We start from the raw sequence: 25,131 nt of genomic DNA on the forward strand, positions 1-25,131 counted from the left end.
CGGGCACGGCGATCTTGATCACGGTGAAACCGTGTTCCTTGCCGGCTTTTTCGGCGAAGGCCCATTCGGTCTGGAACCAGGGCTCTTCGGCCTGTTTGACCAGGAAGCCGATTTTTACTTCTTCAGCGCAAACAGTCCCACTGAAGGCCAATGCAAACGCCACGGCGCCCAGGGTTTTCTTAAGCCTGTTTTTAACCAGCATGAACCACCTCATTCTTGTTATTGAGCAACGTTTCAGTCGTGGTACATCACAGACCGCCCGCCATCGATCATCAGGCAGGTGGCATTGATAAAGGGCGCCTCGTCGGTCGCCAGGAACAGCGCGGTCATCGCCACCTCGATGGGCTGGCCGATGCGCTTGGGCGGGTGCAGGTCGAACGCGCGCTGGCGTTCGGCGTGGGGATCGGGAAAGGCGTTCCAGTAATCGACGTTGAGCTGGGTTTCGATATAGCCCGGCGCAATCGCATTCACGCGGATGCCCTTGGGCGCGTACTCGATGCCCAGGGCGCGGGTCAGGCCGAGCAGGCCATGCTTGGCAACGGGGTACGGGAAGCAGCCGGGAATGATGTGGCTGGAATGGGTGGACGCGATGTTGATGATGTTGCCGATGCCCTGCTCGATCATGTGCGGCAACACACTGCGGCAGCCGTACCAGGCGCCGTCCAGGTCGATGGCAAAGCAGCGGCGCCAGTCGTCGTCGGTCATCTCCAGCGGGTCGCGGAATACGTTGACCCCGGCACAGTTGACCAGCACATCGACGCGACCGAAGCGCTCGATGGCCATGTCGACCAGCGCCTGCCATTGCGCTTTGCAGGTGATGTCGACCGCTTGCGCGTAAATTTCGGCGCCGCGTTCGCGCCAATGGGCAGCGACCTTCTCGACCTTGTCGGCCTGGATATCGGCGATCACCAGGCGCGCCTGCTGGGCCTGGAAACAGGCCACGATGGCCTCGCCAATGCCCTGGGCGGCACCGGTGATGATCACCACCTTGTTCTTCAGCCGCTCGCCGTAAACCGGCTCGGGCACGGCGGGGAGTGACAACGGTTGTGCCTGCATCGCTTCACCTGTTTTATTTTTGGCAGTGAGTGCTGATGCAGGCGACTATAAACCCGGAGCCTGAAATATCTCAATATATAAATTTACATCCCACATAGTGAGAAAAGACACAAGCACTGTGGGAGGGGGCTTGCTCCCGATAGCGGTGTGTCAGCTTCAGATGTACTGACTGACACTCAGCAATCGCGAGCAAGCCCCCTCCCACCGTTGATCTTCAGTGTTTTCAGAGATGTACGTCAGCCAAGGGCAAAGTCGCGCAACGCGTCGCCTTCCATGCGGTAGCGCACCCACTCTTCCTGAGGCTGGGCACCGATGGACTTGTAGAAGGCAATCGCCGGCTCGTTCCAGTCCAGCACGCTCCACTCGAAACGCCCGCAGCCATTGTCGCAGGCGATTTTGGCCAGGTGGCGCAGCAACTTCTTGCCCGCGCCGCCGCCGCGCTGTTCCGGGTTGATGTAGAGGTCTTCCAGGTACAGGCAGTTGCTGCCCAGCCACGTGGAATAACTGAAAAAGAACACCGCGAACCCAATCGGCAAACCGTCGCGCAGGCAGATCAGGCCATGGGCGGTGGCACCCTCGCTGAACAGGCTGCGTTCGATATCCACCACGCTGGCGATCACTTCATGCCGGGCCTTCTCATATTCGGCAAGCTCGGTGATGAAAGTCAGGATCTGCGCAGCATCGCTGGGCACGGCGGGGCGAATCTCGATGGTCATGGGTGAGCCTTGGCAGTTTCAAAACACACATACTAAGGCCGTTTCATGACTGAATGCAGCGCAATTCATACCGGCAGCGCCAATGCGCCGACCAGCCCCGCCGGCAACGCCAGCTCCAGGGTGCGGGCCGGCGGCTGCGACTCTGCCGACCATTCGCTCAAGCCCAGCCCCGCACATTTGAGCCGCGCCTCGCGCTCGCACCAGGCGCGGGCAAACAGACGCGCCCGCTGCGCCTGGTTCGCCGCGCACAATCGCGCCAGCACCTGCGGGCCCAGGTAATCGCTGGCAACACCGCGCCAGTCCGCAGTCTCCTGCACGGCCATTACATCCACACCCACCGGGCCATGCAGATGCACCGCCGCTACTGAAAAATCGCCGTCGTGACTGATGGACAGCCCGGCACGCGCATGCCCTGGCACCAGAATCTGCGGTGCCTGCCCGGCCCCGGCGGACGCTTCGATGCTGCAGCCCGGCACTTCCAGCAGTTGCAGGAGCACCTCACGCACGCGCGTGCGCGCCGCATCGCGCGTGGTGCCGAGCATGTGCCGCAAGCCAAGCAGCAGAATGCCGGCCTGCCAACGCGGCACCGCATCCGGCCACAGGCACACGGGCACCGGCATCAGGCGCGTGCCGGTGCCGCAGGGCAGCCCACCCAGCTGCTGCACGCCGGGATGCTCTCGCCCTTCATCACCAGGGTCAGCGGCCCCAGCCGCGCGCCGTCGCCGACCTCGGCGCTGTAGAGCACCGCACTGCGCGGCCCCATGTACACCCGTGCACCGATCAGCACACGGTCGATTTTCATCACGCGGTCTTCGAACAGGTGTGTCTGCGGGCAGGCGCCGGCGTTCAATTCGCTGTGGTCGCCGATGCTCACGCAATCAAATTCGGTGATGTCGGTGGTGTCCATGTACACGCCACGGCCGATCCTGCAGCCGAGGCCGCGAAACGCCAGCGGCAGCCACGGCGTGCCGCGCAGGTAGCTCATGAAATTGGGCGCGGCCATGCCTTCGTAAAGGCTGGTGATGCCTTCGGACAGCCACACAAAAGGCGTCCACATCGCTTCGCAGCGCTTGCGATAGCGGCCCAGCACCAGCCATTTCAACGCTGCCACCAACAGGTAGTTGCCCAGGCTGTAGGCCAGGCCGATCAGCGCCAGGTAACCGAACACCGCGCCCCAGCGTTCGTCCTGCGCCACTGGCATCAGGTCGATCATGACCGTGTAGCCCACGGCGATCACCGTGGCGTGGGGCAACACGATGCGCAGGCCCTCGATGCTGCCACGGGCCAGACGACGCCACGGCGAGGGGCGGAACGTCAGGTGGTCCGGGTAGCCACTGACCTGTTCGCGCGCCGGCAGGTTGATCGGCGGCGAGCCGAGCCAGGTGTCGCCGCTGGCAATCTCGGCGTTGTGCGGCGCGCGGGAATGCACACCGATCAGCACATTCTCGGGCAACGTCGTGCCGTCGGGAATGTAGCTGCCGTTGCCGACGAAGCTGCGGTGCGACACCACGGTCGGCTGAATGCGCATCCAGCCGCCGTCGACCTGTTCATCGCCGAGCATCACGGCGTCGGCGATAAAGGTTTCATCGCCCAGGGTCAGCATGTCGGGGATCACGCCCTGAGCGGTGGATATTTCCGCATCGCGGCCCACCTTCGCGCCCAGCAGGCGATACCACAGTGGCGCGTAAACCGTCGCATACAGGCCGGACAACACGTTGAGGCTGGCTTCCTGAATATGGCTCACCAGCCACTTGCTGCAATACACCCGGCTGTGCACCGGGTAGTTGCCCGGCTTTAGGCGCGGCAGCACGGCCCAGCGCAGCGCTGCCGAAATCAGCACCATGGCCACGATCAGCACGGCAGCAGCCGGCAGGGCCAGGGCAAAGTAACGCAGCAGTTGTACGCCCACGTTTTGCGCCTGCAGCCAGGGCAGGATCTGCTGCTCATCGAACCAATCGATAAGGAAAAACGTCGGGAACACCGGGATGAAAAACAGCGTGGCGATCAGCAGGATGCCGACCCCGTAGAACAGGTTTTCCAGCAGCAATTGCCCACGCCCCACCACCGGCCTGGGCGGCAGGCTGGCCGGGTCGAACGCGCCGATATCGACGGCAGGTGACCCGCTCCAGATGCGCTCGGCCGGCACACTCGCACCGTCGGCCAGCGCCGATTGCCCTTGCAGGTGGGCGCTGCGGCCGAGCGCCGTGTTGCCTTCCAGAATTGTGTAGGAGCCCAGGCAGGCATTGTTGTCGAGCGTGACCTGCCCAAGATGCAGTTGGCCGCGCTCGACGCGGGCGTTTTCCAGGCTCACACCGTTGCCGATGCTGACCTCATCGCCGATGTGCAACAGGTCGGGAACGCGCACGCCGAGGGAGCCGATATTGACCTCACGCCCAACCCTGGCGCCGAGCGCCCGCAGCCACAGGCTGTACAGCGAAGAGCCGCTGAGCAGGTAGACCGGCGCCGACTCGATCATGCGCGACGCGGCCCACCAGCGAAAATAGGTCAGCCCCCACAACGGGTAGACGCCCGGTTTCAGCCGCCCGGCGATCAGCCATTTGCCGGCGATGGCCAGCACGAACTGCACCAGCGTCGCCAGCAGGAATACGCCGATGGACGCCGCCGTGGCCAAGGCCACCGAGTCGCCGGGACCGCCGGTGAGGTAGTGATAGGTGAAAAACGGCGCCAGCCACTGGCTCATGCGCAGGCACACCATCGCCGGCAGCAGCGCGGCCTGGGCCAACCCGCAGCGCCAGCGCGCCAGCGTCGACGGCGGGGTCCAGGCGGCTTGTTGCGCAGCCGGTTGCGGCATGGCTTGCAACACCTGCGCAATCGCGCCGACGCGGCGCTGCTGATAGATATCGCGCACGGTGATGTGGGCGAAGCGTGGGTCGGCGCGCAACGCAGAGGCCAGTCGCGCGGCGAAAAACGAGTGGCCGCCCAGGTCGCTGAAAAAGTCGGCCTCGCGACGAATCGGCTGGCCGGGGAAGAGTGTGTGCAGGGCGGCGAACAGCGCGCTTTCGCCGGGGGTTTCCGGGCTGTCCGACTCCAGGCTCGCGCCGCTGGTGTCGACGCCGAGCGGACGTGCCTTGAGGGTTTTGCGGTCGATCTTGCCGGAAGTGAGGCGCGGCATGCTGTCGAGCAGTTCGAAGCGGCTGGGCACCATGTACGCCGGCAGGCGCGCCTGCAAGGCTTTGCGCAACTGCGCCGGCAGGCCTTCGACCGGCACGCCGCCCTCCGCCACCAGGTAGGCAATCAACTGATCCATGCCGGCGTCGTTGCGCAACAGCACCGCAACCGTGCCCACGCCTGGCTGCTGGGCAAGCAAGGCTTCGATTTCGCCCAGTTCAACGCGAAATCCCCTGATCTTCACCTGATCATCGGCGCGCCCCAGGCACACCACCTGCCCGTCGGCGTCGATGCGCGCGAGGTCGCCGGTGCGGTACAGGCGCTCGTCGTGGTAGCCGCTGGCCCAAGGGTTGTCGATGAACTTTTCGCGGGTCAGGTCCGGGCGCCCCAGGTAGCCCGCCGCCAGGCCCGGGCCGATGATGCACAGCTCGCCGGTCTGCCCGCGCGCCAGCAGGGTCGGCGTAGCGCCCGGGGCCAGGTCGGTTTCGATCACCAGCAATCCGTAGTTGGGCAGCGGCGTGCCGATGGTCACCGCAGTGCCAGGCTGCAACCGCGCCAGGCTGGCGGAAACGGTGGCTTCGGTGGGGCCATAGGTGTTGAAAATTTGCCGACCGGGTCGACTCCAACGCTCCACCAGCGATTCGGGGCACATTTCGCCGCCGAGGTTGATCAGGCGCAGGCTCGGCACGTCTTCACTGAACAGCGCCAGCAAGGTGGGCACCGCGTGCAGCACGCTGATGCGCTGGCGGGTGAGCATGCGCGGCAGGGCTTCGGGGTCGCCGGTGATGTCCTTGGGGCCAAGCCACAGGGTGGCGCCCACCAGGTAGGCAATCCAGATTTCCTCGAACGACATGTCGAAGGCCACGGAAAAACCCTGGTAGACGCGGTCGCTGGCCTGGATGCCGAGAATCGCGTTCTCGCTGCGCAGGAAGTGGCAGATGCTGCCCTGGGAAATCAGGATGCCCTTGGGTTTGCCGGTGGAGCCAGAGGTATAGATGACGTAGGCCGGATCTTCGGGCCGGGCACCGCTGCGGCGTTGCAACGCACCTTGCAGCGGCGCGAGCAGATCGTCTGCGCACCAGGCGACAAGTCCCACCTCAGCCAGCGCCGGTGCGCTGCCGTGTGCGCAAACAACGCCGACCGCCTGGGCATCCTCCATGCACACTTGCAGGCGTTCGAGCGGCGTGTCCTCGTCCATCGGCAGCCAGGCAGCGCCGGCCTTGGCGATGCCGGCCTGCATCACCAATAGCTGCATGCCGCGCGGCATCCACAGGCCGACGATCTGCCCCGGCCGCACCCCCGCCTCGATCAGCCGCGAAGCCACACAGGCGGCCTGGCGATCCAACTCGCCGTAGCTGAGCTGGCGCTCGCCGTCGATCAGCGCTACCTGCTGGGGATCACGTTTAGCGGTGGCCTCGAGCAGGTCGGCGAGCACCTCGTCACGCAACAGTTCAGGCTGGAGGGGACCGTACAACACCTCGTCAGGGCGCGTGTTTACGGGGTCTTTCAGCAAGCTCACGGTAGTCATGGCGGCAGTGTTCGCTGTGTGGGGGCCATCCGGTTAAGGCGCCGATACGTAATGTTGCGTGTCCACTTGGTATCACCCTCGATACACACCTGGGCGAATGGCCCCCCTGGGTTCTGTCTGGAATGCGACAGATACCCGAAGACCTGAACAACGCCAGAGGACTATCGCAAAGGCCAGCTGTACGGCGGTTGAACGACTGCACGTGCGGTACACAAAATCTTACAGGTGCCCTAAGACCGTTCGTCGGCATCAAGGCACGAACCGCAAAGGGGGGCTGACCAATAAGGGGTAAGGACATTAATCATATGGAGACACCCTCATGAAGAATTCCAAGTTTGCTGCCCTCGCCCTCACCGGCCTGCTGTCCGCTGCCTCGCTGAGCGCCATGGCGGCCACCGCCACCACCGGCCCGACCGACCCGACGCCGAACGCCACCACCGAGTCGCAGAAATCCATGGGCACGGGCCTGGACACCAACGGGGGCGCGGTTATCGACAACAGCAACGCCGCCGACCCGCACACCAAGGGCCACGACACCGACCGCAAGGCACCGGCCGCCGTGGGCAATGGCAAGATGGGTCCGTCGGTCAACGAGCCGAAAATCAATACCGGTAACGACTCGAACGTGCCAGGCGCGCCAAAACAACCCGCGCCTTGATGCATCGAGAGCAAGACGAACAGCCGATCATTTCCCAGTGAAGAGGTACGCATGAACGTCGATAGAAACCTTGAGAAAGAAGTCCTCACCCGCCTGTTGCACGCTCACCCGCAAGGTCTGGGCAAGGAGGTGCTGGATAACTACCGCGGCGAAAAGGAGGTTGCCAGTGTGCTGGCGTTTCTCCAGGACCGTGGGTTCATCAAGGATGGACATGTGACCACCGACGACGCCGGCGAATATTCGCTGAACCTGCCCATCAAGCTGACCGCCTCGGGCGTGGATGAAGCGCGCAAGCTTGATGGTGAAAGCACTCAGTGATCCATTGCGGGTCCGGCTGATGTAAATGATGTAAATGTGGGAGGGGGCTTGCCCCCGATGGCGGTGTGTCAGTTGGCTGATCCAGCTCTGATACACCGCTATCGGGGGCAAGCCCCCTCCCACATTGGGTTTGTGTTTAGCCGCCGAGGAAGGCGTTGAGTTCGACGGTGCCAGGTGATGTGGCCGGGCCCCAGCGTGTGACGGCCAGCGCCGCGGCGGCGTTGGCATGGCGTGCGGCCTCTGCGGGCGGCAAGCCTTTGGCCAAACCTGCGATGAACACACCCGCATGCGCATCCCCCGCGCCATTGCTGTCTACTGCCTGCACCTTGAAGCCCGGCACATGTTCAATCGCCGAGCCTCGCCCAACCCAGCAACCGTTCGGGCCATCTCGCACCACCAATAGAGTGTCTGCGCTCAGGTGCCGCTTGAGCGATGGCAACGCCGTGGCGATATCCGCCGCGCCAGTGAATGCCAGGACTTCCGGCCCGTTGCTGGTCCAGATGTCGATGCGCGGCAACAGTGTGCGCATTAGCGCCGACTCCGGCGCCTTGACCAGTGGCCCCGGGTCGAACACCACCACGATCTGCCGGGGCAATGCCAGCAGCCAGTCGATCAACGGCTGCGCCTTGCCGTCGAGCAACAGGCTGTAGCCGCTGACATACACATAGTCGTCGGCAGCGGGCACCACGCCGGCCAGGTCCTCGGCACTCAATTCCCCTTCGGCGCCCATGTGCGAAATGAACGTGCGCTCGGTGCTGGCTTCGGTCAGCGCCACGCACAAACCGGTGTCCTTGGCGCTGCTGGCCGGCAGGGCCATCTCGATGCCCTCGGCCTGCATCGCCGCGCGGGCCAGGTCGCCAAAGCGGCCGTTACCGTGGCGGCCGAGGTACACCACCGACAGACCATTACGGCGCGCGGCCGCCATGACGTTGAAGCCGCCGCCGGTTGCGAAACTGGCCGTTTGCGCCAGCACGTCACCGCCGCTGGCAGGCAGGGTGTCGAGGGCCATGACCAGGTCGACGATGACCTGGCCGGTGTGCAGCAATCTAGACATGGGCATGCTCGACCAACGCCGGACGCCGGTCAGTCGCCCCGCCCAATACCGCATAGATCCCGCCGGCCACCAGGAAGGTCACGATCCAGCCGAGGCCGTTGTGGCCCAGCCAGGAGTCGGACAACGGCCCGGCGAACCAGATGTTTTCGGCGGTGGTGCCGATGGTGGTGAAACTGAAGCCCAGCACAATGGCCACGGCCCAGGCGCCGAAGGCACGCCACTCCACGCCGCCGCGATACCAGTAGGCGCTGCTCGGGCTCACGTCCAGCAGGTCCTTGGGGCTGTAGTAATGACGATGGATCAGGTCGACCACGAAGATCCCGACCCACGCGGTGATCGGCACTGCCAGCAGCGAGATGAAGGTGATGAAGGGGCCGTAGAAGCTGTCGGCGATCAGCATGAAGTAGATGGAGCCGGCGAAGATCGCCACGATATCGACGATCACTGCGTGCACGCGCTTGACCTTCAGGCCGAGGGTCAAGGTGGTGAGACCGGCCGAGTACACCGACAGGTTATTCGACAGCAGCAGCCCGCCGAACGCAGTGATCAGGTACGGCACGGCCATCCAGGTGGGCAGCATGTCGCGGATCGCGATGATCGGGTCGGTGGCCGAGGCCAGGTCGTTGTTGCCCACCGACAGCAGGCCACCGAGGGTGATCAGCAGCACCAGCGGGATGCCTGCACCGAACGCGGCGGACGCCACCAGACGCACCGCCTTGACGCTGCGGTGCTGGTAGCGCGACATGTCGGCACCGGCGTTGGCCCAGCCGATGCCGGTGCCGGCTGCCATGGTGCCGACGCCGATGATCATCGCGCTCAGGGGTGCCGGGGTGGCGTTGAATACCGCGCTCCAGTCGATGGTGGCACAGAGGAAGCCGCCCACCAGGATGTTCAAGGCGCCGAACACGTAGGTGGCCCACTTCTGGATCACCAGCAGGGTGGCATGGCCCAGACCGGAGACCGCCAGGGTCAGCAGCACGAAGATGCCGATGAAGATCAGCGTGAGCACAGGTGCACTCTTGGCCTCGACCGGCGAGCCGAACAGGATCGAACACAGCGACAGCAGCACAAAGGCGGCTGTGGTGGTGTTGACGGTTTCCCAGCCCAGGCGCGACATCAGCGACACCAGCGTCGGGCCGATATTGCCACGCACACCGAAAATCGCGCGCGACAGGGTCAGGCTGGGCGCACGGCCACGACGGCCGGCGATGGAAATGATCCCCACCACCGCAAAGGAGCCAGCGGCGCCGAGAATCGCGACGATGATCGCCTGCCAGATGGCCAGGCCACGAAACGCCACCAGCGTGGCGCCGAGCGGCAAGCCGAGGATGCTGATGTTGGCAGCGAACCACACCCAGAACAGCTGCAGCGGATGGCCGTTGCACTCGCCTTCCGGGACCGGTTCGATGCCGCGTGTTTCCAATTGCCCGGCGCTTTGGCCGGAAGAAGGGGTGCTCATGGGGGTGCTCCTGGTGCCTGTATTGTTGTGGTTGTGGCAAATCTTCAAGTTGAAGCTGTAGTCAGCGGTCCTGACTCAATGCGATTTTTTTGATCTGTGGCGTTACCGCAATGCGAGCAGCCCCTGGACCAACGGCTGCAAGTCCAGGTCATTCACGCTCTTGACCTGTTCAATCAATGCCTGCGGCCAGCACTGCATACCCAGGCTCGCGCCGAGCATGGCGCCGAGAATGGCGGCGATGGTATCGGTGTCACCGCCCAGGCTCGCGGCCAGGCACACGGCTTCAAACGCGTTCATCGCGCCGACCGCCACCTGTTGGGCCAGGGCAAATGACACCACCACCGACTCCTGCGAAGCGACGGACGTGCCGATCAGTTCGTAGAGCAAGTCGGCGAACAGGGCTTTATCGCCGCTGCCGACGCTCAAGGTGCGTGCCCAACTGATGCGCGTGGAGATACGTCCGCCGGCGATCCAGTGGCCGTGGCCTTCGGCCTTTTGCGCGATCTGCACGCCGATGTTCAGGGCTTCGCCCAGGTCCGCACCATTGATGCCGGCCGACACCACCGCCGCCACTGCCGCCGCGCTGGAGATGCCCAGGCTGGTGTTGTGGGTGACCTGGCACGCCTGGATCACCGCCTGGATGAAGCGCGCCGGGTCGCTGATATCGGCGGCAATCCCCACCGGCGTGATGCGCATGGCCGCGCCGTTGGTGGTGCCGTAGCGCCCTGATTCTTCCGGCGTATGGCCGGCCAGGATCATGTCGATGGCGCGTTTGGTGGACGGGCCCAGCAGGTCCTGGGAGCCCTTGGCGCGCATCGCCGCTTCCCAGTCGATCAGGCGCTGGGCGAGCACGGTGGGCTCGATGTTGCCCCGACCCTCCACCAGCAATTGGCCCACCAGGATCGCCTGCTCGGTGTCATCGGTGATGGAGCCGGCGGGCATGTTCGGTGCGATGGGCTGGTCGGGCCCGGCCGCTTCAAGGGCGGTGATCGCGCCGAAGCGCTGCTGCACCTGTTCGCGGCTCAGGGACTGCGTGGGCATGCCGAGCGCATCGCCCAGGGCCAGGCCCTGGAACGCGGCGAGTGCGCGATTTTCTTGGGTCATTTTGAAGCTCCAAACTGCAGGTGCAGGCGAAAGTGCACGGGGTCGAGCAGGCTTTCGACGTACTCCATGAAACGCTCGCGCCGATCGTATGTGGTGCGCGAAGCCTTGAGAAACACCGTGCCCGTGGCGCGGCCCAGCAAGCGGGCGTCTTCATCGTTCAGGGGCTCGGCGCCTATCCATTGGTCGCCGGCGGCGCCAATGAAACCGTAGGCGGCCAGGGTGATGGTCAGGGAGTTGTCGATCAGGCCGACGCGGGGCAGGCTTTCCAGGCCACCGGACGCGGGCATCAGCGAGCGCTCCAGGGACACGGCGGTGCCTTCGGTGGTGCGCCGACGCCGGTCGAGGGCAATGAACTGGTCACTGCCGAAGCGGCTGAGCAAGTCGCTGCGGGTCACGGCTTCAAGGCGCAGGATATCGGTGTTGACCCGTGCGCCAGTGTCCGCCAGGGCCTGGGCCCAGCCGCTGTGCTGGTCCAGCACCATGCCGTCAAAGGTGACGATGGAGCCGACGCCGCTCTGGGTCGCGATGTAATTGCGGCGCTTGAGTTCGGCCAGCGCTTCACGCAGGGTGCCGCGGCTGACCGCGAACTCCTCCGCCAACTGGTGCTCGCCCGGCAGCAGGAAACCGTCGACCATCACCCCGGCTTCGATACGGCGGATGAGCTCGTCGACGACGCGTTTTTTCTTATCAAATCGAACATGTCTAATCATGTACAAATTGATAACCGAAAGCGCAGGGTCGCAGCAAGCGAATTATTTCAGGGAGATGAAAATCGCGGCCTCAGGGCTCCAGGCCGATGGGGAAAAATACCCCGCCGCTCCATACCCCAAGCCAGTGACTGCCGTTGATCGGACGGCTCACCGCAAGCTCCACCAATTGGTAGAACACATTGCGATGGACCAGGGCTTCGAGGTTGGTGCGCACGCGCAAATAAGGCGAAGGTTGCTGGGTGACGGGGTCGGTGACCACCCGCAGCGGGTGTTCCTGGCCGGCCTCGACAACGTCATCAACGTGGGTGGTAAAGCGCAGCACCTGGCTTTCGCCCTGCCCTTGCACCTCGAGGGTAACGGCCACAAACGGCGCGTCATCCACGCTGATGCCGACCTTTTCCACGGGTGTAATCAGAAAGTAATCATCGCCGTCGCGGCGGATGATGTTGGAGAACAGCTTGACCATCGGCTTGCGCCCGATCGGCGTGCCTTGATAGAACCAGGTGCCGTCGCGGGCGATGCGCATGTCGATGTTGCCGCAGAAATCCGGGTTCCACAGATGCACCGGCGCCGGCCCTTTGCCCTTGGGCAGTTGCGCCAACAGATCGTTGGCCTTGGCGGAATCGGTCATGGGGGTCTCCTTGTTGTTACTGATTGCTCATGCCCAGCAGGCTGCGCGCGTATTGCGCGAGCGGGCGGGCAATCAGGTCCTGTGGCCTGTTGTCGTGGAACGTCAGTAAACCGCCACGACTGCGAATACGTGCAGTATCAATCAAATACTGGGTGCTGGTCTCGATCAGCATGATCTGGATCACGCCGCTGTCCAGCCCTACCCGGTCAAGCGCCTCCTGATCCGACCATTCGTCGGCGTTGCCGATACGGTCATCGGCGGCGGCAAAGCGGCAGTACAACAGGTAGTGGGCACCGGCCGCACGGGCCTCGGACATCGCCTGTTCGAGACCTTCGGGTTTACGGGCGCGGCGCACCATGGGGAAATACTCGACGAAACCGTTGAAGGCTTCTTCGGCCACCACATTCGGGCGCGGGTAGGCGCTGCCTGGGGGCACGAAGCTGCCCTGGGCAATAAAGACGAAGGAATCCGGTTGTATGCGCACGGAGGCTGTCCGGCGAGTGTCGCTATGGTCGAGTAACCCGGCATCGCTCATTTGATAGCGAGTGCCTTCGGCCATATCGCTGACGGTCATGCAACCACCCAGCGCCAACGACGCCAGCAACAAAACCAGACTACGCATCCCAATTCTCCAGAAGCCGGTGACGGAAAACCGGCGAATGGGCACGAGATGCAGATTCTGCGCCAGCTCCAGGGAAACCAAATCAAATGTGGGAGCAAGCCCCCTCCCACATGGATGCTGTGAAATCACGGGATAGCGTTAGCCGCCGATGATTTTCATGATTGTTGCCCCGCCCGAAAAGGCTACTTCCTGTTTGTCGCCCAAGGCCTTCATCAGCAGACCTTGCAGGGCCGGCAGTGCCTGATGGCGCGGCTTGTCCAGCAGGTCGCCGACGTAGTGACGGTTACTCGACGACAGGCAACCGTGCAACCAACCGGTGGACGACAGCCGCAATCGCGAACAGGTACGGCAGAACGGCACACTTTCGTTGGCGATCACCCCGAAAAAGCCTTTGCCCGGCACTTCATAACGTACCGCCGTGGCATCCACGGGAGCGTTGGCCTGCAGGTATTCGTGATGCTCGCCGATCAGGCTGAGCAGTTGCTGCAGGCTGACGAATTGCTGCAGGAACGCGTTGGAATCCCTGGCCAGATGGCCCATGCGCATCAATTCGATAAAGCGCAATTCATAGCCGCGCTCCAGGCAGTAGTCGAGCAGCGGCATGACCTGGTCGAGGTTCTGCCCGCGCAGCGGCACCATGTTGACCTTGATCTTGATGCCGGCGGCGCGGGCCTGGTCCATGCCGTCGAGGACGGTGGCCAGGTCGCCGCCACGGGCGATGCTGCGAAAAGCGTCGGCGTCCAGGGTGTCGAGAGAGACATTGATGCGCCGAATACCGGCGTCCACCAGCAGCGGCAGTTTGCGTGCGAGCAACTGGCCATTGGTGGTCAGGCTGATATCACTGAGCCCCATCTGCCCCACGGCGCCCATGAAGGCTTCCAGCTTGGGGCTCACCAGCGGCTCGCCGCCGGTGATGCGCAGACGGTCGATACCGGCCGCTTCGATCAGGTACGCCACGCCACGGGCCATGGCCTGGGCCGAGAGTTCGTCCTGGGCAGCCACCAGCCGCTTGCCATCGGGCACGCAGTAGGTACACGCGTAATTGCAGGCTGAGGTCAGGCTGATTCGCAAATTGCGAAAACGCCTGCCTTGACGATCAACGATCATGGATCACTCCGGCAGCGGATAATTCGGGCGCACTGAAAACTGACTTATAACTCAGCTTTTAGCAAGGTCCATGCCTGAGTATATTCCTGGGGTAATGCGCCCGGCAGTAAATCATCACGCCATCACCGTGGCGAATGACTCACGTGGCCGGGGTCTCGCCGGTTTTCGGCTCCGCGGCGGGCTGGTCGCTGCTGTGCTTGCGCTTGTTGCCCATGCGCACACCGATGTCCATCAGGAACTGGAAAAAGCCTTCCTGGTCTTCCAATACATTGCTCCAGAACGGCGAGTGATACAGCGCCACGGCGCCATGCACCAAAGCCCAGGCCGCGCAGTAGTGGAAGTATGGCGGCACGTCTTCGAGCTTGCCTTCGCTGATGCGACCTTTGATTAACAAGGTCAGGCGTTCGAAGTTGGAAGCGCGGATCTTGTGCAGTTCCTCGACCATTTCCGGCACTTGATGGCCTTTGACCACCTTCTCTTCCAGACGATCGAACAGGCGGTAGCGCTGCGGGTCCCGCATGCGGAACTCGAAGTAGGCCCGCGACAGGGCTTCCTTGTCCTTGTCGACGTCGGCCGAGTGCAGCAGCGCGTTCAAATCACGCTCGTAGTCGAGCATCAGGCGCAGGTAGATCTCGGCCTTGGACTTGAAGTGCTTGTAGATGGTGCCTTTGCCGATACCCACGGCATCCGCGATCATCTCGACGGTGACGCTGTCTTCACCCTGGTCGAGAAACAACTTGAGTGCGGTGTCGAGAATTTCCTGCTCACGGCGGCGAAACTCACGGACCTTACGGGGTTCTTTGTGCATGAGGAAGAGTTCTGCAAAGGTCGGAATGGGAGGGTTCGCGCAGGGCCACGGATACGCGGCGATACGATTTACCCGGTGCGAGGGATTATCCCGACTGAACGGTCGTTGAGCAACGCCTATGTGAACCCGTCCGGCACTTTACCTTCAATACGCCAACGTTTTTACCCGTACCAGTCAAAAACAATACGCGAAATCCGCCCCGGTGCCTGCCCAATGAGAACTCAAGGGAAGCGCGCGTATTCCAAATCTGTTTAAAAAACGATCAGTCGCGACTGGACTGAATCCAATACTGATCAATACTTCAACTGTCGGCGCGGCATCTCCCCCAAGTGACGCGGCGACCTGGGCACCGACGGACTGAGTGCCCTTGTTAACTCCTAATGGTCTTAACCCGGATTCACCCCCCCAGAACCCGGGTTTTTTTTGCCTGCGATTTGAGCGGGTCAGCCGGCGACGTGTGCCAGGGGGAATAAGCGCTTGAAGTTCTCGGTCGTCTGCTCGGCAAAACGCTCGTAAGACTCCCCGCGCAGCATCGCCAGGTAATCCGCCACGTCGCGCACGTATTCCGGCAGGTTCGGCTTGCCGCGATGGGGGATCGGCGCCAGGTACGGCGAGTCGGTCTCCACCAGCAAACGGTCGGCGGGTACCTGGCGGGCCACATCGCGCAGTGCATCGGCGTTGCGGAAGGTGACGATGCCCGACAGTGAAATGTAGAAGCCCAGGTCCAGAGCGGCCTTGGCCATGTCCCAATCTTCGGTGAAGCAGTGCAGTACGCCCGCCTGTGGCAGCGCGGCTTCGCGCAGCAGGGTCAGGGTGTCGGCGCGGGCGCCACGGGTGTGGACGATCACCGGTTTGCCGGTCTGCCCGGCCGCTTGCAGGTGAAGGCGGAACGAGGCCTGCTGCACCTCGGCGGCTTCGGGCTCGTAATGGTAGTCCAGGCCGGTTTCACCGATGGCCACCACGCGCGGATGGTCGAGTTCGCCGAGCAGCCAGTCGAGGGCCGGGGCCTCCCCGGGCTTGAGGTCGAGCGGGTGGATGCCCACCGAGCAATCCACATCGGCATAGCGCTCAGCCAGCGCCTTGACGTCGGCGGCGTTCTCGGCGCTGACGCCAATGCACAGAAAGTGCCCTACCCCGCGCTGGCGTGCCGCTTCCAGGGCGGCATCGAGGGAGCCGCCGTGCTGGGCGAGGTCAAGACGGTCGAGGTGGCAATGGGAGTCTACGAGCATAGGAAATCACGACTTCAGGAGTGGCGGGCCAACGGTACACCCGTCGGCCGTGGAAATTAACGGCGGCCGAGCAGGCCGACCCATTGCACCAGCAGCGCTTCAAGCAACAGCACGCGATTGAGGTTGGCCTTGCCGAGTACCTTCTGGCGCTGGGCGAGGATCCAGTCCTGGATCGCCAGCACTTTGTCCTGCGCACTTTTCTGCGCAAGGTATTGCACCACCTTGCGCATATCCGGCAAACCCAGGCCGCTTTCGTCCTGGGTCAACTGATAGCGCAGGATCAGGCTCGACCAGTCGCAGAACCAATCGAACAACAGCAACAGTGGAATATCCTTCCATGCGGTTTCGGCCAGTTGCGTGGCGGACAATTCTTGCTTGAGCAGCTTCTTCACACCGTCCACCACCAGCGCGCGCTGTTCGCGAACGCCCTGAGCCTGCAGCTTCACGGCGGCCAAGGGTGAACCGGCGGCCAGGGTCAGCAGCTCCACGCGTTCTTCTTCGCCGCAGTCCGGCAGCGCCTGCGCCAGCCATTGCAGGCTCATGGCCTCACTGGGTAACGGGCATGCCTGCTGCACGCAGCGGCTGCGAATGGTCGGTAACAGACGGCTGGACTGGTGGCTCACCAGCAGCAGTACGGTGTCGCCGGACGGTTCTTCCAGACTTTTGAGCAGGGCGTTGGCGGCGTTGATGTTCATCGCTTCCACCGGCTCGATCAGCACCACCTTGCGCCCGCCCATCTGCGCGGTTTGCACCACGAAACTGACAAGATCGCGCACCTGGTCGACCTTGATCGCCTTGTCCGCTTCCTCAGGTTCCAGGAGGTAGTTGTCCGGGTGGCTGCCGGCCTTGAGCAGCAGGCAGGACTTGCACTCACCGCAAGCGTGCAGGTTGACCGGGCGCTGGCACAGCAGGCTGGCCATCAGGCGCTCGGCCAGGGCGCGTTTGCCGATGCCGATCGGCCCGTGCAGCAGATAGGCATGGGCGTGCTGGGCACGGCCGGCCAGTTGCTGCCAAAGGCCGTCCTGCCACGGGTAGGCTTCAGCCACGGGCGCGCTCCAGCAAAGTGGGCAGCAAGGCGTCGATATTCTGTTGCACCCGGGCCAGCGGCTGGGCGGCGTCCAGCAGGTGATAACGCGCAGGCTCGGCCTCGGCGCGGCGAATAAAGGCGCTGCGTACGGCATCGAAGAAGCCATGGCCTTCCAGCTCGAACCGGTCCAGGCGGCCACGGGCACTCGCGCGGGCCATGCCCACGTCCACCGGCAGGTCGAACAGCAGCGTCAGGTCGGGACGCAAATCGCCCTGCACGAACGTTTCCAGGCTGGCGATGCGCTCAAGGCACAGGCCCCGGCCACCGCCTTGATAGGCGTAGGTGGAATCGGTAAACCGGTCGCAGATCACCACCGCACCGCGCGCCAGGGCCGGGCGAATCACTTCGGCCAGGTGCTGGGCACGGGCAGCGAACACCAGCAGCAGCTCGGTGTCGGGGTTCATCGGCTCATCCGCCGGGGCCAGCAGTACGTCGCGGATGCGCTCAGCCAGGGGCGTGCCGCCAGGTTCGCGGGTCAATACCACTTCGATACCCTGCGCACGCAGGCGCTCGGCCAAATAATCGCGGTTGGTGCTCTTGCCGGCGCCTTCCGGGCCTTCCAGGGTAATAAACAGGCCAGTCACAGGCGGTCCTTAGTCATAGTCATTGCGGGCTTTGCGGCGCGGCCGTATCCGGCGCGGGCTCGACTGGGGCGTCGGCCGGCGGCGTCACTTCGTCCAGCGGCTTCACCGCCGGCGCCGGGCTGGAGCGGTAATCGGCACGGCGCTTGAGCTGGAACTCGCGCACGGCGGCATTATGCGCATCCAGGTCGTCGGAGAAGATATGACTGCCATCGCCACGGGCAACGAAATACAGGCTGCTGCCCGGCGCCGGGTTCAACGCGGCATGGATCGCCTCGCGGCCGACCATGGCAATCGGTGTCGGCGGCAGGCCGGCAATCATGTAGGTGTTATAGGGGTTGGCTTCCTTGAGGTGAGCGCGGGTCAACTTGCCGTTGTAGCGCTCACCCAGGCCGTAGATCACGGTGGGATCGGTCTGCAACTGCATGCCGATCTTCAGGCGGCGCACAAACACCCCGGCGATCTGCGCGCGCTCTTCCGGCACACCGGTTTCCTTCTCTACCAGGGACGCCATGATCAGCGCCTGGTAAGGGTCGGTATACGGCACATCGGCGGCGCGCTTGCTCCACTCCTGGGCGAGTACGTCGTCCAGGCGGTTGTAGGCTTTTTTCAGGAGTTCGACATCGCTCATGCCACGCACGAAGCGGTAGGTATCCGGGAAGAAGCGCCCCTCGGGGAACACGCCGGGATGACCGAGCTTGTCCATCACTTCACTGTCGCTGAGACCGGAAAGGGATTGCACGATCTTGTCGTGCCTGGCCAGCGCGGACCGCACCTGGCGGAAATTCCAGCCTTCGACCAGGGTCAGGCTGTATTGCACCACTTCGCCGCGCTGCCACAGACCAATCAGGTCCTGGGCCGTCATGCCTGGGGTCATGCGGTATTCGCCGCTGTGCAGCGGCTGGCCGTCGAGGTTGAAACGCCAGTACAGACGCAACCAGAAGGCACCGTCGATCACGCCTTCGTTTTCCAGGCGGTTGAACGTGCCGGTCGGGGTGGCCCCGGCCGGTACGTCGAGTAATTGCTCCTGGGACAATTTCAACGGCTGCTTGAAGGCAGACTCGTATTTCCAGGCGCCAACCCCCACCAGCAACGCTGCCGAGAACAGGCCGATCAGCAGCAGTACAATCAGTTTTCGTATCAACTCAAATATCCAATAGCGCGCGAACGATGCCTTGCAGTTTACGGGTGAGCGGCCCAACCGACCAGCTCATCGCAGCACAGCCGCGCACCGGCCAAATGCCATAAACGCTGTTGCAGACGAAGACTTCATCGGCCTGCTGCAGGTGCTCCAGGCTGATGTCAGCCACGGCCACCGGGATGCCCCGCGCCTGTGCCTGGGCTAGGATCTCGGCGCGCATCACCCCGGCCACTCCGCAACGATTCAGATCAGCGGTCAGCAACATGCCGTCGCGCACCAGAAACAGGTTGCTGAACACGCCTTCGATGACGCGACCGGACATATCCAGCATCAGGCCTTCGGCATGCTCGGCGTCCTGCCATTCCGCGCGGGCGATCACTTGTTCGAGACGGTTAAGGTGTTTGAGGCCGGCCAGCAGCGGCTGCTCGGCCAAACGGGTGGCGCAGGGAAACAGGCGGATGCCGAACGTCTCATGGGCCAAGGGATAGGTCGCAGGCGCAGAGCCTTGCAGAATTCGACGCAGCGGGGCGCCGGGGTTGATGCCATAGCCGCGCAGGCTGTCGCCGCGGGTGAGGATCAGTTTGAGCACGCCGTCACCCAGGGCGGCGGCAAAGGCCTGTACTTCACTGCGGATCAACCCGTGATCCGCCGCCAGGGCAAGGCGCCTGCAACCTTCTTCGAGACGCTGCAGGTGACGCTCAAGCAGCACCGGCCGCCCGCTCTTGACCGCAAGGGTCTCGAACAGGCCGTCACCGTAGGCCAGGCCGCGATCTTTCAGGGGCACGCTGCCCGCTGGCTGACCGTCGACCCAACTGTGCATCACTCGGCGAACCGGCGGAACACCAGGGAACCGTTGGTGCCACCAAAACCGAAAGAGTTGGAAATTGCCACGTCGATCGGCATCGGCTGGGCTTCGTGGGGCACGAAGTTCAGGTCGCAGCCTTCGTCCGGCTCATCGAGGTTGATGGTCGGCGGAGCGACCTGGTCCTTGATGGCCATCACGCTGAAGATCGCCTCGACCGCACCCGCCGCACCCAGCAAGTGGCCGGTCATGGACTTGGTGGAGCTGACCGCCAGCTTGTAGGCGTGCTCGCCGAACACCGATTTGATGGCTTCGGCTTCCGCCAGGTCGCCGGTCGGCGTCGAGGTGCCGTGGGCATTGATGTACTGCACCTGGTCGGCATTGACCTTGGCATCGCGCAGGGCATTGGTGATGCACCGCGCAGCACCGGCACCGTCGGCCGGTGGCGAGGTCATGTGGAAGGCGTCGCCGCTCATGCCAAAGCCGATCAGCTCGGCGTAGATGGTGGCGCCACGCGCCCTGGCATGCTCCAGTTCTTCGAGCACCAACGCACCGGCGCCATCGGACAGCACGAAACCATCGCGGCCCTTGTCCCACGGACGACTGGCACGGGTGGGCTCGTCGTTGCGGGTCGACAGCGCACGGGACGCACCGAAGCCGCCCATACCCAGCCCGCAGGCGGCCATCTCGGCGCCACCGGCGATCATCACGTCAGCTTCGTCGTAGGCGATATTGCGCGCCGCCATGCCGATGCAATGGGTGCCCGTGGTGCACGCCGTGGCAATGGCATAGTTGGGGCCCTGTGCACCCAGGTGGATGGACAGGAAACCGGAAATCATATTGATGATCGAGCCCGGTACGAAGAACGGTGAAATTCGACGCGGGCCGGAATCGTGCAGGATGCGGCTGGTTTCTTCGATATTGGTCAAACCGCCAATACCCGAGCCCATGGCCACACCGATACGCTCACGGTTGGCGTCGGTGACTTCCAGGCCTGCGTTACGCACCGCCTGAAAACCGGCGGCCAGGCCGTATTGAATGAACAGGTCGAGCTTGCGGGACTCTTTGATCGAGAGATATTCCTCGACATTGAAGCCCTTTACCGAGCCGCCAAAACGGGTGGAATAGGCAGAAAGGTCCGTATGTTCGATCAGACCGATACCACTGCGGCCAGCCAGAATGCCCTGCCAACTGCTCGGCACATCCGTACCCAGTGGCGACAACATACCCATACCGGTGACTACGACGCGTCTACGCGACACAGCACTCTCCTTTTTCTTGATGACGACACTTTTCATCAGCGCTAAAGAAAAAACCGCACGCCGTTACAGCAGTGCGGTTTTTCCCTGACAGCAAGCGACGACTACAAACTATTACGCCTGGTGGCTGGTAACGTAGTCGATAGCAGCTTGAACAGTAGTGATTTTTTCAGCTTCTTCGTCCGGGATTTCGGTCTCGAATTCCTCTTCCAGAGCCATCACCAGCTCAACGGTGTCAAGGGAATCGGCACCCAGGTCTTCTACGAAGGAGGCAGTGTTGACCACTTCTTCTTCCTTAACGCCCAGTTGCTCGGCAACGATTTTCTTGACGCGCTCTTCGATGGTGCTCATACCTTGTTTAACTCCTAATGGACAAATTCAGGCAGCTGGCCAGTGGGTAAGTGTATAGAAAGCCATTTCAGCTTTTCAACTGAAAGCTTCACCCTGTACCCGGTCGGCCACCTGCCTATAAATTAAGTTGCAGCTTTATAACGGATTTTAGACAGCTCGTATGACATTTTTTTGAAGCGATCCGTCACAATTTAACTCATGTACATCCCGCCGTTCACTGGGATTGTAGCCCCAGTCACGTATGCCGCACCGTCGGATGCCAGAAAAGTGACCACATTCGCGATCTCTTGAGCCTGGCCCAGACGGCCCAGCGGAATCTGTGCAAGCAAGGTGTCACGCTGTGCTTGCGGCAGTTCGCGGGTCATATCGGTGTCGATGAACCCAGGGGCCACCGAGTTGACCGTAATCGCACGCGAGCCGACTTCACGCGCCAGTGCACGGCTGAAACCTTCCAGGCCGGCCTTGGCGGAGGCATAGTTTACTTGGCCTGCGTTGCCCATGGCACCCACTACGGAGCCAATATTGATAATTCGTCCCCAACGCGCCTTGGTCATGCCGCGCAAAACGCCCTTGGACAGGCGAAACAGACTGTTCAGGTTGGTATCGACCACGTCGTACCACTCGTCGTCTTTCATGCGCATCACCAGGTTATCGCGGGTGATGCCAGCATTGTTGACCAGAATAGCCGGTGCGCCGAATTGTGCCGTGATCTCGGCCAGTACGGCCGTGACGGACTCATCACTGGTCACATTCAGTTCCATACCGGTACCCTGCACGCCATGCTCCTTGAGGGTCGCCGCAATGCGCTCGGCGCCCGGCGCGGAGGTGGCGGTACCGATCACAACGGCGCCCTGACGGCCCAGTTCCAGGGCAATCGCCTGGCCAATGCCTCGGCTGGCGCCGGTAACCAGTGCAACTTTACCTTGCAGACTCATGCAGGCTTCTCCTAAGTTCGAAATCGGGTCAAGCCTGCGCCGCGAGTGCGGCAGCAAAGGCATCCGGAGTATTGAGGTTGGCAGTCGACACGCCGTCGGCGCAGCGTTTGTTGAGGCCAGCCAGGACTTTGCCCGGGCCGCACTCGACCAACTGCGTAGCGCCATTGGTGGCCAGGGTCTGCACCGATTCAACCCAACGGACCGGCTTGTACAACTGCTCCAGCAGGTCACGCTTGAGGGTATCGAGATCGGCGGCAACGGCCGCACTGACGTTCTGCACCAGCGGGATCTGCGGCGCCTGCCAGTCGATGGCGGCGATGGACTCGGCAAACCGCTCGGCTGCCGGGCGCATCAGCTCGCAATGCGACGGCACGCTCACCGGCAACGGCAAGGCACGCTTGGCGCCAAGTGCCTTGCAGCCTTCCATGGCGCGCTCGACCGCAGCCTTGGCGCCGGCGATGACCACCTGGCCAGGGGAGTTGAAGTTTACCGCGCTCACCACCTCACCCTGAGCCGCCTCAGCACAGGCCTGAATCACTACCGCGTCGTCCAGACCGAGGATAGCGGCCATGCCGCCCTGCCCGGCCGGGACGGCTTCCTGCATCAACTGGCCACGACGCTCGACCAGCTTGACCGCCTCAGCAAGGGTCAGGCTGCCGGCCGCTACCAGGGCGCTGTATTCGCCGAGGCTGTGACCGGCGACAAATGCCGGATGCGCGCCGCCTTCGGCCAGCCACACGCGCCACAGGGCGATCGAGGCGGTCAGGATGGCCGGCTGGGTTTTATCGGTTTGATTGAGTTGCTCTTCCGGCCCTTGCTGGGTCAGTGCCCAGAGGTCGTAACCCAGGGCGTCGGAAGCTTCCTTGAAGGTGTCCAGGATCAGCGGAAATTGCGCGCCCAGCTCGGCCAACATGCCGAGGGACTGCGAACCCTGCCCTGGAAAGACGAATGCGAGGGATGTAGACATGTAACAAGCCCCTAATGATCTGGTCGTAGAAAAATGCTCACCCCTACGATGGGAGCGCACGAAACTGACAGATTGGATGGTCAATTGAACTGGCCGGTCACATTTAAGCATTCCCGGGTCGATTCGCCTAAGGCAACAGGTCCTCGAGACGGCCGTGCAGGCGTTGCGGCAGGTTTTCCTGGATCTCGATCACGGCCCGCGCAATCGCACTCTGAAAGCCCTGCACACCCGCTGAACCGTGGCTTTTGATCACAATGCCCTGCAAACCCAGAAAGCTTGCACCGTTATGCCGGGCCGGTGCCAGGTCAGCCTGCAAGCGACGCATCAAGGGCAACGCCAGCGCACCGACCATGCGCGACAGCAGGTTCTGCCTGAACAACGCTTCGATCCGCGCGGCAATCATGGTCGCCAGGCCTTCGCTGGACTTGAGCAGTATATTGCCGACAAACCCGTCGCACACCACCACATCGGCTGCGCCCCGGTACAAGCCGTCGCCCTCGACAAAGCCGATGTAATTCAAGCCCCGCGCACCTTGCAACAAGCCAGCGGCAAGCTTGACCTGCTGATTGCCCTTGATGTCTTCGGTGCCGATATTCAGCAGGGCTACCCGCGGCCGGGAAACGCCCAGCGCCTCGGCGGCCACCGAGCCCATTACCGCGAACTGGAACAGGTGCTCGGCACTGCAATCGACGTTGGCCCCCAGGTCCAGCAGCTGGCAATAGCCTTTCTGCGTCGGGATTGCCGCCACCATTGCCGGCCGATCAATCCCCGGCAGCGTCTTGAGCACATGCCGCGACAATGCCATCAACGCCCCCGTGTTGCCGGCGCTGACACAGGCCTGCACCTTGCCATCGCGCAACAACTCAAGGGCCACCCGCATGGAAGAATCGGGCTTGCCGCGCAGGGCCATCGATGGCTTTTCATCCATACCGATGGTTTCGCTGGCCGGCGTAATCGTCAGGCGCGCGCGATCCACCGCCGGATGGCTGGCAATCAATTCTTCAAGTAGGGAGAGTTGACCGACGAGGGTCAGGTGCAGCGAGGGCGTGGCAGACAGGCTGGCAATGCAGGCCTGAACAATGCTGCGGGGACCGAAGTCCCCGCCCATTGCGTCAATCGCGATGACTTGAGCAGACAAGTGATTACTCGTCAGCGCCCTTGTCGATCACTTTACGGCCACGGTATACGCCTTCTGGCGATACGTGGTGACGCAGGTGAACTTCACCGGTGGTTTTTTCTACAGACAGGGTGCTAGCCTCGAGAGCATCGTGGGAACGACGCATGTCACGGGCGGAGCGGGATTTTTTGTTCTGCTGAACAGCCATAATTGATTAACTCCTAAACGTTTGGGTCACGCTTTAACTGCGCCAATACACTGAACGGGTTGGACCGCGTTACCTCGTCCTCGCTCGGTTCGGGCTCGTCATCGAGCCCCTCCGGCTGCTGGCATTCTTCCGGATGATGAGCAGGCACAATGGGCAAGGCGAGCAGAAGCTCTTCCTCGATCAGTGCATGCAGATCCAAAGGATCTTCGCCCAGTTCCAGCACGTCATAACCTTTCGGCAACGACTGGGTATTCGCACCCTCCTTCACCACGGCATAACTGCACTCGCTGTGGATTGGCAGGGTGACCAGCTCAAGACAACGCTGGCAAACCATTTTGACTTCGGTGTCGATAACGCTGTGAATGACCACAGCTTTACGTTCATCTCGTTCAAAAACGAATTTGGCCTGGACCGTACCGACAGTGTCGGAAAGCGGGTCGCAGAGTCTCTCCAAATCGGCCAGCAGTACTTCACCTTGAAGGGAAGTGCCACGATCAGCCAATTTGCGCGGGTCAACGTGAGGTGGAATCGGGTCATTCAACATAGGCGCAGCA

At 62.8% G+C, this 25,131-nt stretch carries 26 protein-coding genes and 1 pseudogene; 2 read left to right on the forward strand and 25 right to left on the reverse strand.

Going from position 1 to position 25,131, the window contains the following annotated elements; translation table 11 throughout:
* The 5 genes and pseudogenes from LUB09_RS22795 to LUB09_RS22815 all read right to left on the reverse strand — a co-directional run.
* A pseudogene (locus LUB09_RS22795) lies at positions 1 to 202 on the reverse strand (arabinose ABC transporter substrate-binding protein); the annotation flags it as partial.
* A gap of 32 nt (positions 203 to 234) precedes the next feature.
* Entirely contained in the window at positions 235 to 1,056 is an 822-nt protein-coding gene (locus LUB09_RS22800) for an SDR family oxidoreductase (protein ID WP_209983914.1), read from the reverse strand.
* 236 nt (positions 1,057 to 1,292) lie between these two features.
* Positions 1,293 to 1,772 (reverse strand): GNAT family N-acetyltransferase, encoded by a 480-nt coding sequence (locus LUB09_RS22805; protein WP_003193496.1) that lies wholly within the window; start codon positions 1,770 to 1,772, stop codon positions 1,293 to 1,295.
* 65 nt (positions 1,773 to 1,837) lie between these two features.
* Entirely contained in the window at positions 1,838 to 2,437 is a 600-nt protein-coding gene (locus tag LUB09_RS22810) for a 4'-phosphopantetheinyl transferase family protein (protein WP_231423768.1), read from the reverse strand.
* Positions 2,392 to 6,429 carry a Pls/PosA family non-ribosomal peptide synthetase gene (locus tag LUB09_RS22815; RefSeq protein WP_231423769.1) on the reverse strand — a complete coding sequence of 1,346 codons (4,038 nt, stop codon included), beginning with the start codon at positions 6,427 to 6,429 and terminating at the stop codon, positions 2,392 to 2,394. The genes LUB09_RS22810 and LUB09_RS22815 overlap by 46 nt, the downstream gene beginning before the upstream one ends.
* 319 nt (positions 6,430 to 6,748) lie before the next feature.
* On the opposite strand from LUB09_RS22815, the gene LUB09_RS22820 reads away from it, so the two are divergent.
* Both LUB09_RS22820 and LUB09_RS22825 read left to right on the forward strand, forming a co-directional pair.
* Positions 6,749 to 7,087, forward strand: a complete 339-nt coding sequence (locus LUB09_RS22820) for a hypothetical protein (protein ID WP_209983918.1) — start codon at positions 6,749 to 6,751, stop codon at positions 7,085 to 7,087.
* A 51-nt stretch (positions 7,088 to 7,138) separates the two neighbouring features.
* Complete coding sequence (locus tag LUB09_RS22825) at positions 7,139 to 7,405, forward strand: hypothetical protein (RefSeq protein ID WP_057010104.1); 267 nt, start codon at positions 7,139 to 7,141, stop codon at positions 7,403 to 7,405.
* Between the two features lie 136 nt (positions 7,406 to 7,541).
* Here the strand turns inward: LUB09_RS22825 and LUB09_RS22830 are convergent, their stop codons facing one another.
* The 20 genes from LUB09_RS22830 to LUB09_RS22925 all read right to left on the reverse strand — a co-directional run bounded on the left by LUB09_RS22830 (position 7,542) and on the right by LUB09_RS22925 (position 25,121).
* A complete protein-coding gene (locus tag LUB09_RS22830; RefSeq protein ID WP_231423770.1) occupies positions 7,542 to 8,459 on the reverse strand; it encodes a PfkB family carbohydrate kinase in 918 nt (305 codons plus the stop codon).
* Positions 8,452 to 9,918, reverse strand: coding sequence for a purine-cytosine permease family protein (locus LUB09_RS22835; RefSeq protein WP_209983921.1), 1,467 nt, complete (start codon positions 9,916 to 9,918; stop codon positions 8,452 to 8,454). The genes LUB09_RS22830 and LUB09_RS22835 overlap by 8 nt, the downstream gene beginning before the upstream one ends.
* A 102-nt stretch (positions 9,919 to 10,020) precedes the next feature.
* Positions 10,021 to 11,022, reverse strand: a complete 1,002-nt coding sequence (locus LUB09_RS22840; protein WP_231423771.1) for an ADP-ribosylglycohydrolase family protein — start codon at positions 11,020 to 11,022, stop codon at positions 10,021 to 10,023.
* A complete protein-coding gene (locus LUB09_RS22845; RefSeq protein ID WP_231423772.1) occupies positions 11,019 to 11,732 on the reverse strand; it encodes a GntR family transcriptional regulator in 714 nt (237 codons plus the stop codon). Before LUB09_RS22845 ends, LUB09_RS22840 begins: the two co-directional genes overlap by 4 nt.
* Positions 11,733 to 11,802: 70 nt before the next feature.
* The gene (locus LUB09_RS22850) at positions 11,803 to 12,363 is read right to left on the reverse strand and encodes a DUF1285 domain-containing protein (protein WP_209983928.1); all 561 of its coding nucleotides are present in this window, start codon (positions 12,361 to 12,363) and stop codon (positions 11,803 to 11,805) included.
* 16 nt (positions 12,364 to 12,379) lie between these two features.
* Positions 12,380 to 12,985 (reverse strand): DUF4823 domain-containing protein, encoded by a 606-nt coding sequence (locus LUB09_RS22855; protein WP_003233456.1) that lies wholly within the window; start codon positions 12,983 to 12,985, stop codon positions 12,380 to 12,382.
* 138 nt (positions 12,986 to 13,123) lie between these two features.
* Positions 13,124 to 14,092 (reverse strand): GTP 3',8-cyclase MoaA, encoded by a 969-nt coding sequence (locus tag LUB09_RS22860; protein ID WP_209983931.1) that lies wholly within the window; start codon positions 14,090 to 14,092, stop codon positions 13,124 to 13,126.
* 139 nt (positions 14,093 to 14,231) lie between these two features.
* Positions 14,232 to 14,900, reverse strand: a complete 669-nt coding sequence (locus LUB09_RS22865) for a TetR/AcrR family transcriptional regulator (RefSeq protein ID WP_209983933.1) — start codon at positions 14,898 to 14,900, stop codon at positions 14,232 to 14,234.
* Positions 14,901 to 15,343: 443 nt separating this feature from the next.
* On the reverse strand, positions 15,344 to 16,129 hold the full coding sequence (locus LUB09_RS22870) for a TatD family hydrolase (protein ID WP_209983934.1): 786 nt from the start codon (positions 16,127 to 16,129) through the stop codon (positions 15,344 to 15,346).
* A 56-nt stretch (positions 16,130 to 16,185) separates the two neighbouring features.
* Positions 16,186 to 17,175 (reverse strand): DNA polymerase III subunit delta', encoded by a 990-nt coding sequence (locus LUB09_RS22875; protein ID WP_015372760.1) that lies wholly within the window; start codon positions 17,173 to 17,175, stop codon positions 16,186 to 16,188.
* Positions 17,168 to 17,800, reverse strand: a complete 633-nt coding sequence (gene tmk / locus LUB09_RS22880; RefSeq protein ID WP_231423773.1) for a dTMP kinase — start codon at positions 17,798 to 17,800, stop codon at positions 17,168 to 17,170. The genes LUB09_RS22875 and tmk overlap by 8 nt, the downstream gene beginning before the upstream one ends.
* 19 nt (positions 17,801 to 17,819) lie before the next feature.
* Positions 17,820 to 18,941 carry an endolytic transglycosylase MltG gene (mltG, locus tag LUB09_RS22885; protein ID WP_231423774.1) on the reverse strand — a complete coding sequence of 374 codons (1,122 nt, stop codon included), beginning with the start codon at positions 18,939 to 18,941 and terminating at the stop codon, positions 17,820 to 17,822.
* Position 18,942: 1 nt separating this feature from the next.
* The gene (pabC, locus tag LUB09_RS22890) at positions 18,943 to 19,758 is read right to left on the reverse strand and encodes an aminodeoxychorismate lyase (RefSeq protein WP_231423775.1); all 816 of its coding nucleotides are present in this window, start codon (positions 19,756 to 19,758) and stop codon (positions 18,943 to 18,945) included.
* Positions 19,758 to 21,002: a beta-ketoacyl-ACP synthase II gene (gene fabF / locus LUB09_RS22895; protein ID WP_057010090.1), complete on the reverse strand. Its 1,245-nt coding sequence runs from the start codon at positions 21,000 to 21,002 to the stop codon at positions 19,758 to 19,760. The genes pabC and fabF overlap by 1 nt, the downstream gene beginning before the upstream one ends.
* A 111-nt stretch (positions 21,003 to 21,113) precedes the next feature.
* Positions 21,114 to 21,350 carry an acyl carrier protein gene (gene acpP, locus LUB09_RS22900; protein WP_003175607.1) on the reverse strand — a complete coding sequence of 79 codons (237 nt, stop codon included), beginning with the start codon at positions 21,348 to 21,350 and terminating at the stop codon, positions 21,114 to 21,116.
* A gap of 191 nt (positions 21,351 to 21,541) precedes the next feature.
* On the reverse strand, positions 21,542 to 22,285 hold the full coding sequence (gene fabG / locus LUB09_RS22905) for a 3-oxoacyl-ACP reductase FabG (protein ID WP_209983944.1): 744 nt from the start codon (positions 22,283 to 22,285) through the stop codon (positions 21,542 to 21,544).
* 28 nt (positions 22,286 to 22,313) lie between these two features.
* On the reverse strand, positions 22,314 to 23,252 hold the full coding sequence (gene fabD / locus LUB09_RS22910; RefSeq protein ID WP_231423776.1) for an ACP S-malonyltransferase: 939 nt from the start codon (positions 23,250 to 23,252) through the stop codon (positions 22,314 to 22,316).
* 127 nt (positions 23,253 to 23,379) lie between these two features.
* On the reverse strand, positions 23,380 to 24,390 hold the full coding sequence (gene plsX / locus LUB09_RS22915) for a phosphate acyltransferase PlsX (RefSeq protein WP_231423777.1): 1,011 nt from the start codon (positions 24,388 to 24,390) through the stop codon (positions 23,380 to 23,382).
* A 4-nt stretch (positions 24,391 to 24,394) separates the two neighbouring features.
* Positions 24,395 to 24,577 carry a 50S ribosomal protein L32 gene (gene rpmF / locus LUB09_RS22920; protein ID WP_003179396.1) on the reverse strand — a complete coding sequence of 61 codons (183 nt, stop codon included), beginning with the start codon at positions 24,575 to 24,577 and terminating at the stop codon, positions 24,395 to 24,397.
* A 13-nt stretch (positions 24,578 to 24,590) separates the two neighbouring features.
* Positions 24,591 to 25,121 carry a YceD family protein gene (locus tag LUB09_RS22925; RefSeq protein ID WP_003233480.1) on the reverse strand — a complete coding sequence of 177 codons (531 nt, stop codon included), beginning with the start codon at positions 25,119 to 25,121 and terminating at the stop codon, positions 24,591 to 24,593.
* Between the last annotated feature and the right edge of the window lie 10 nt (positions 25,122 to 25,131).

The sequence above is a fragment of the Pseudomonas sp. Leaf59 genome (assembly GCF_920984685.1).
Taxonomy (GTDB): Bacteria; Pseudomonadota; Gammaproteobacteria; order Pseudomonadales; family Pseudomonadaceae; genus Aquipseudomonas.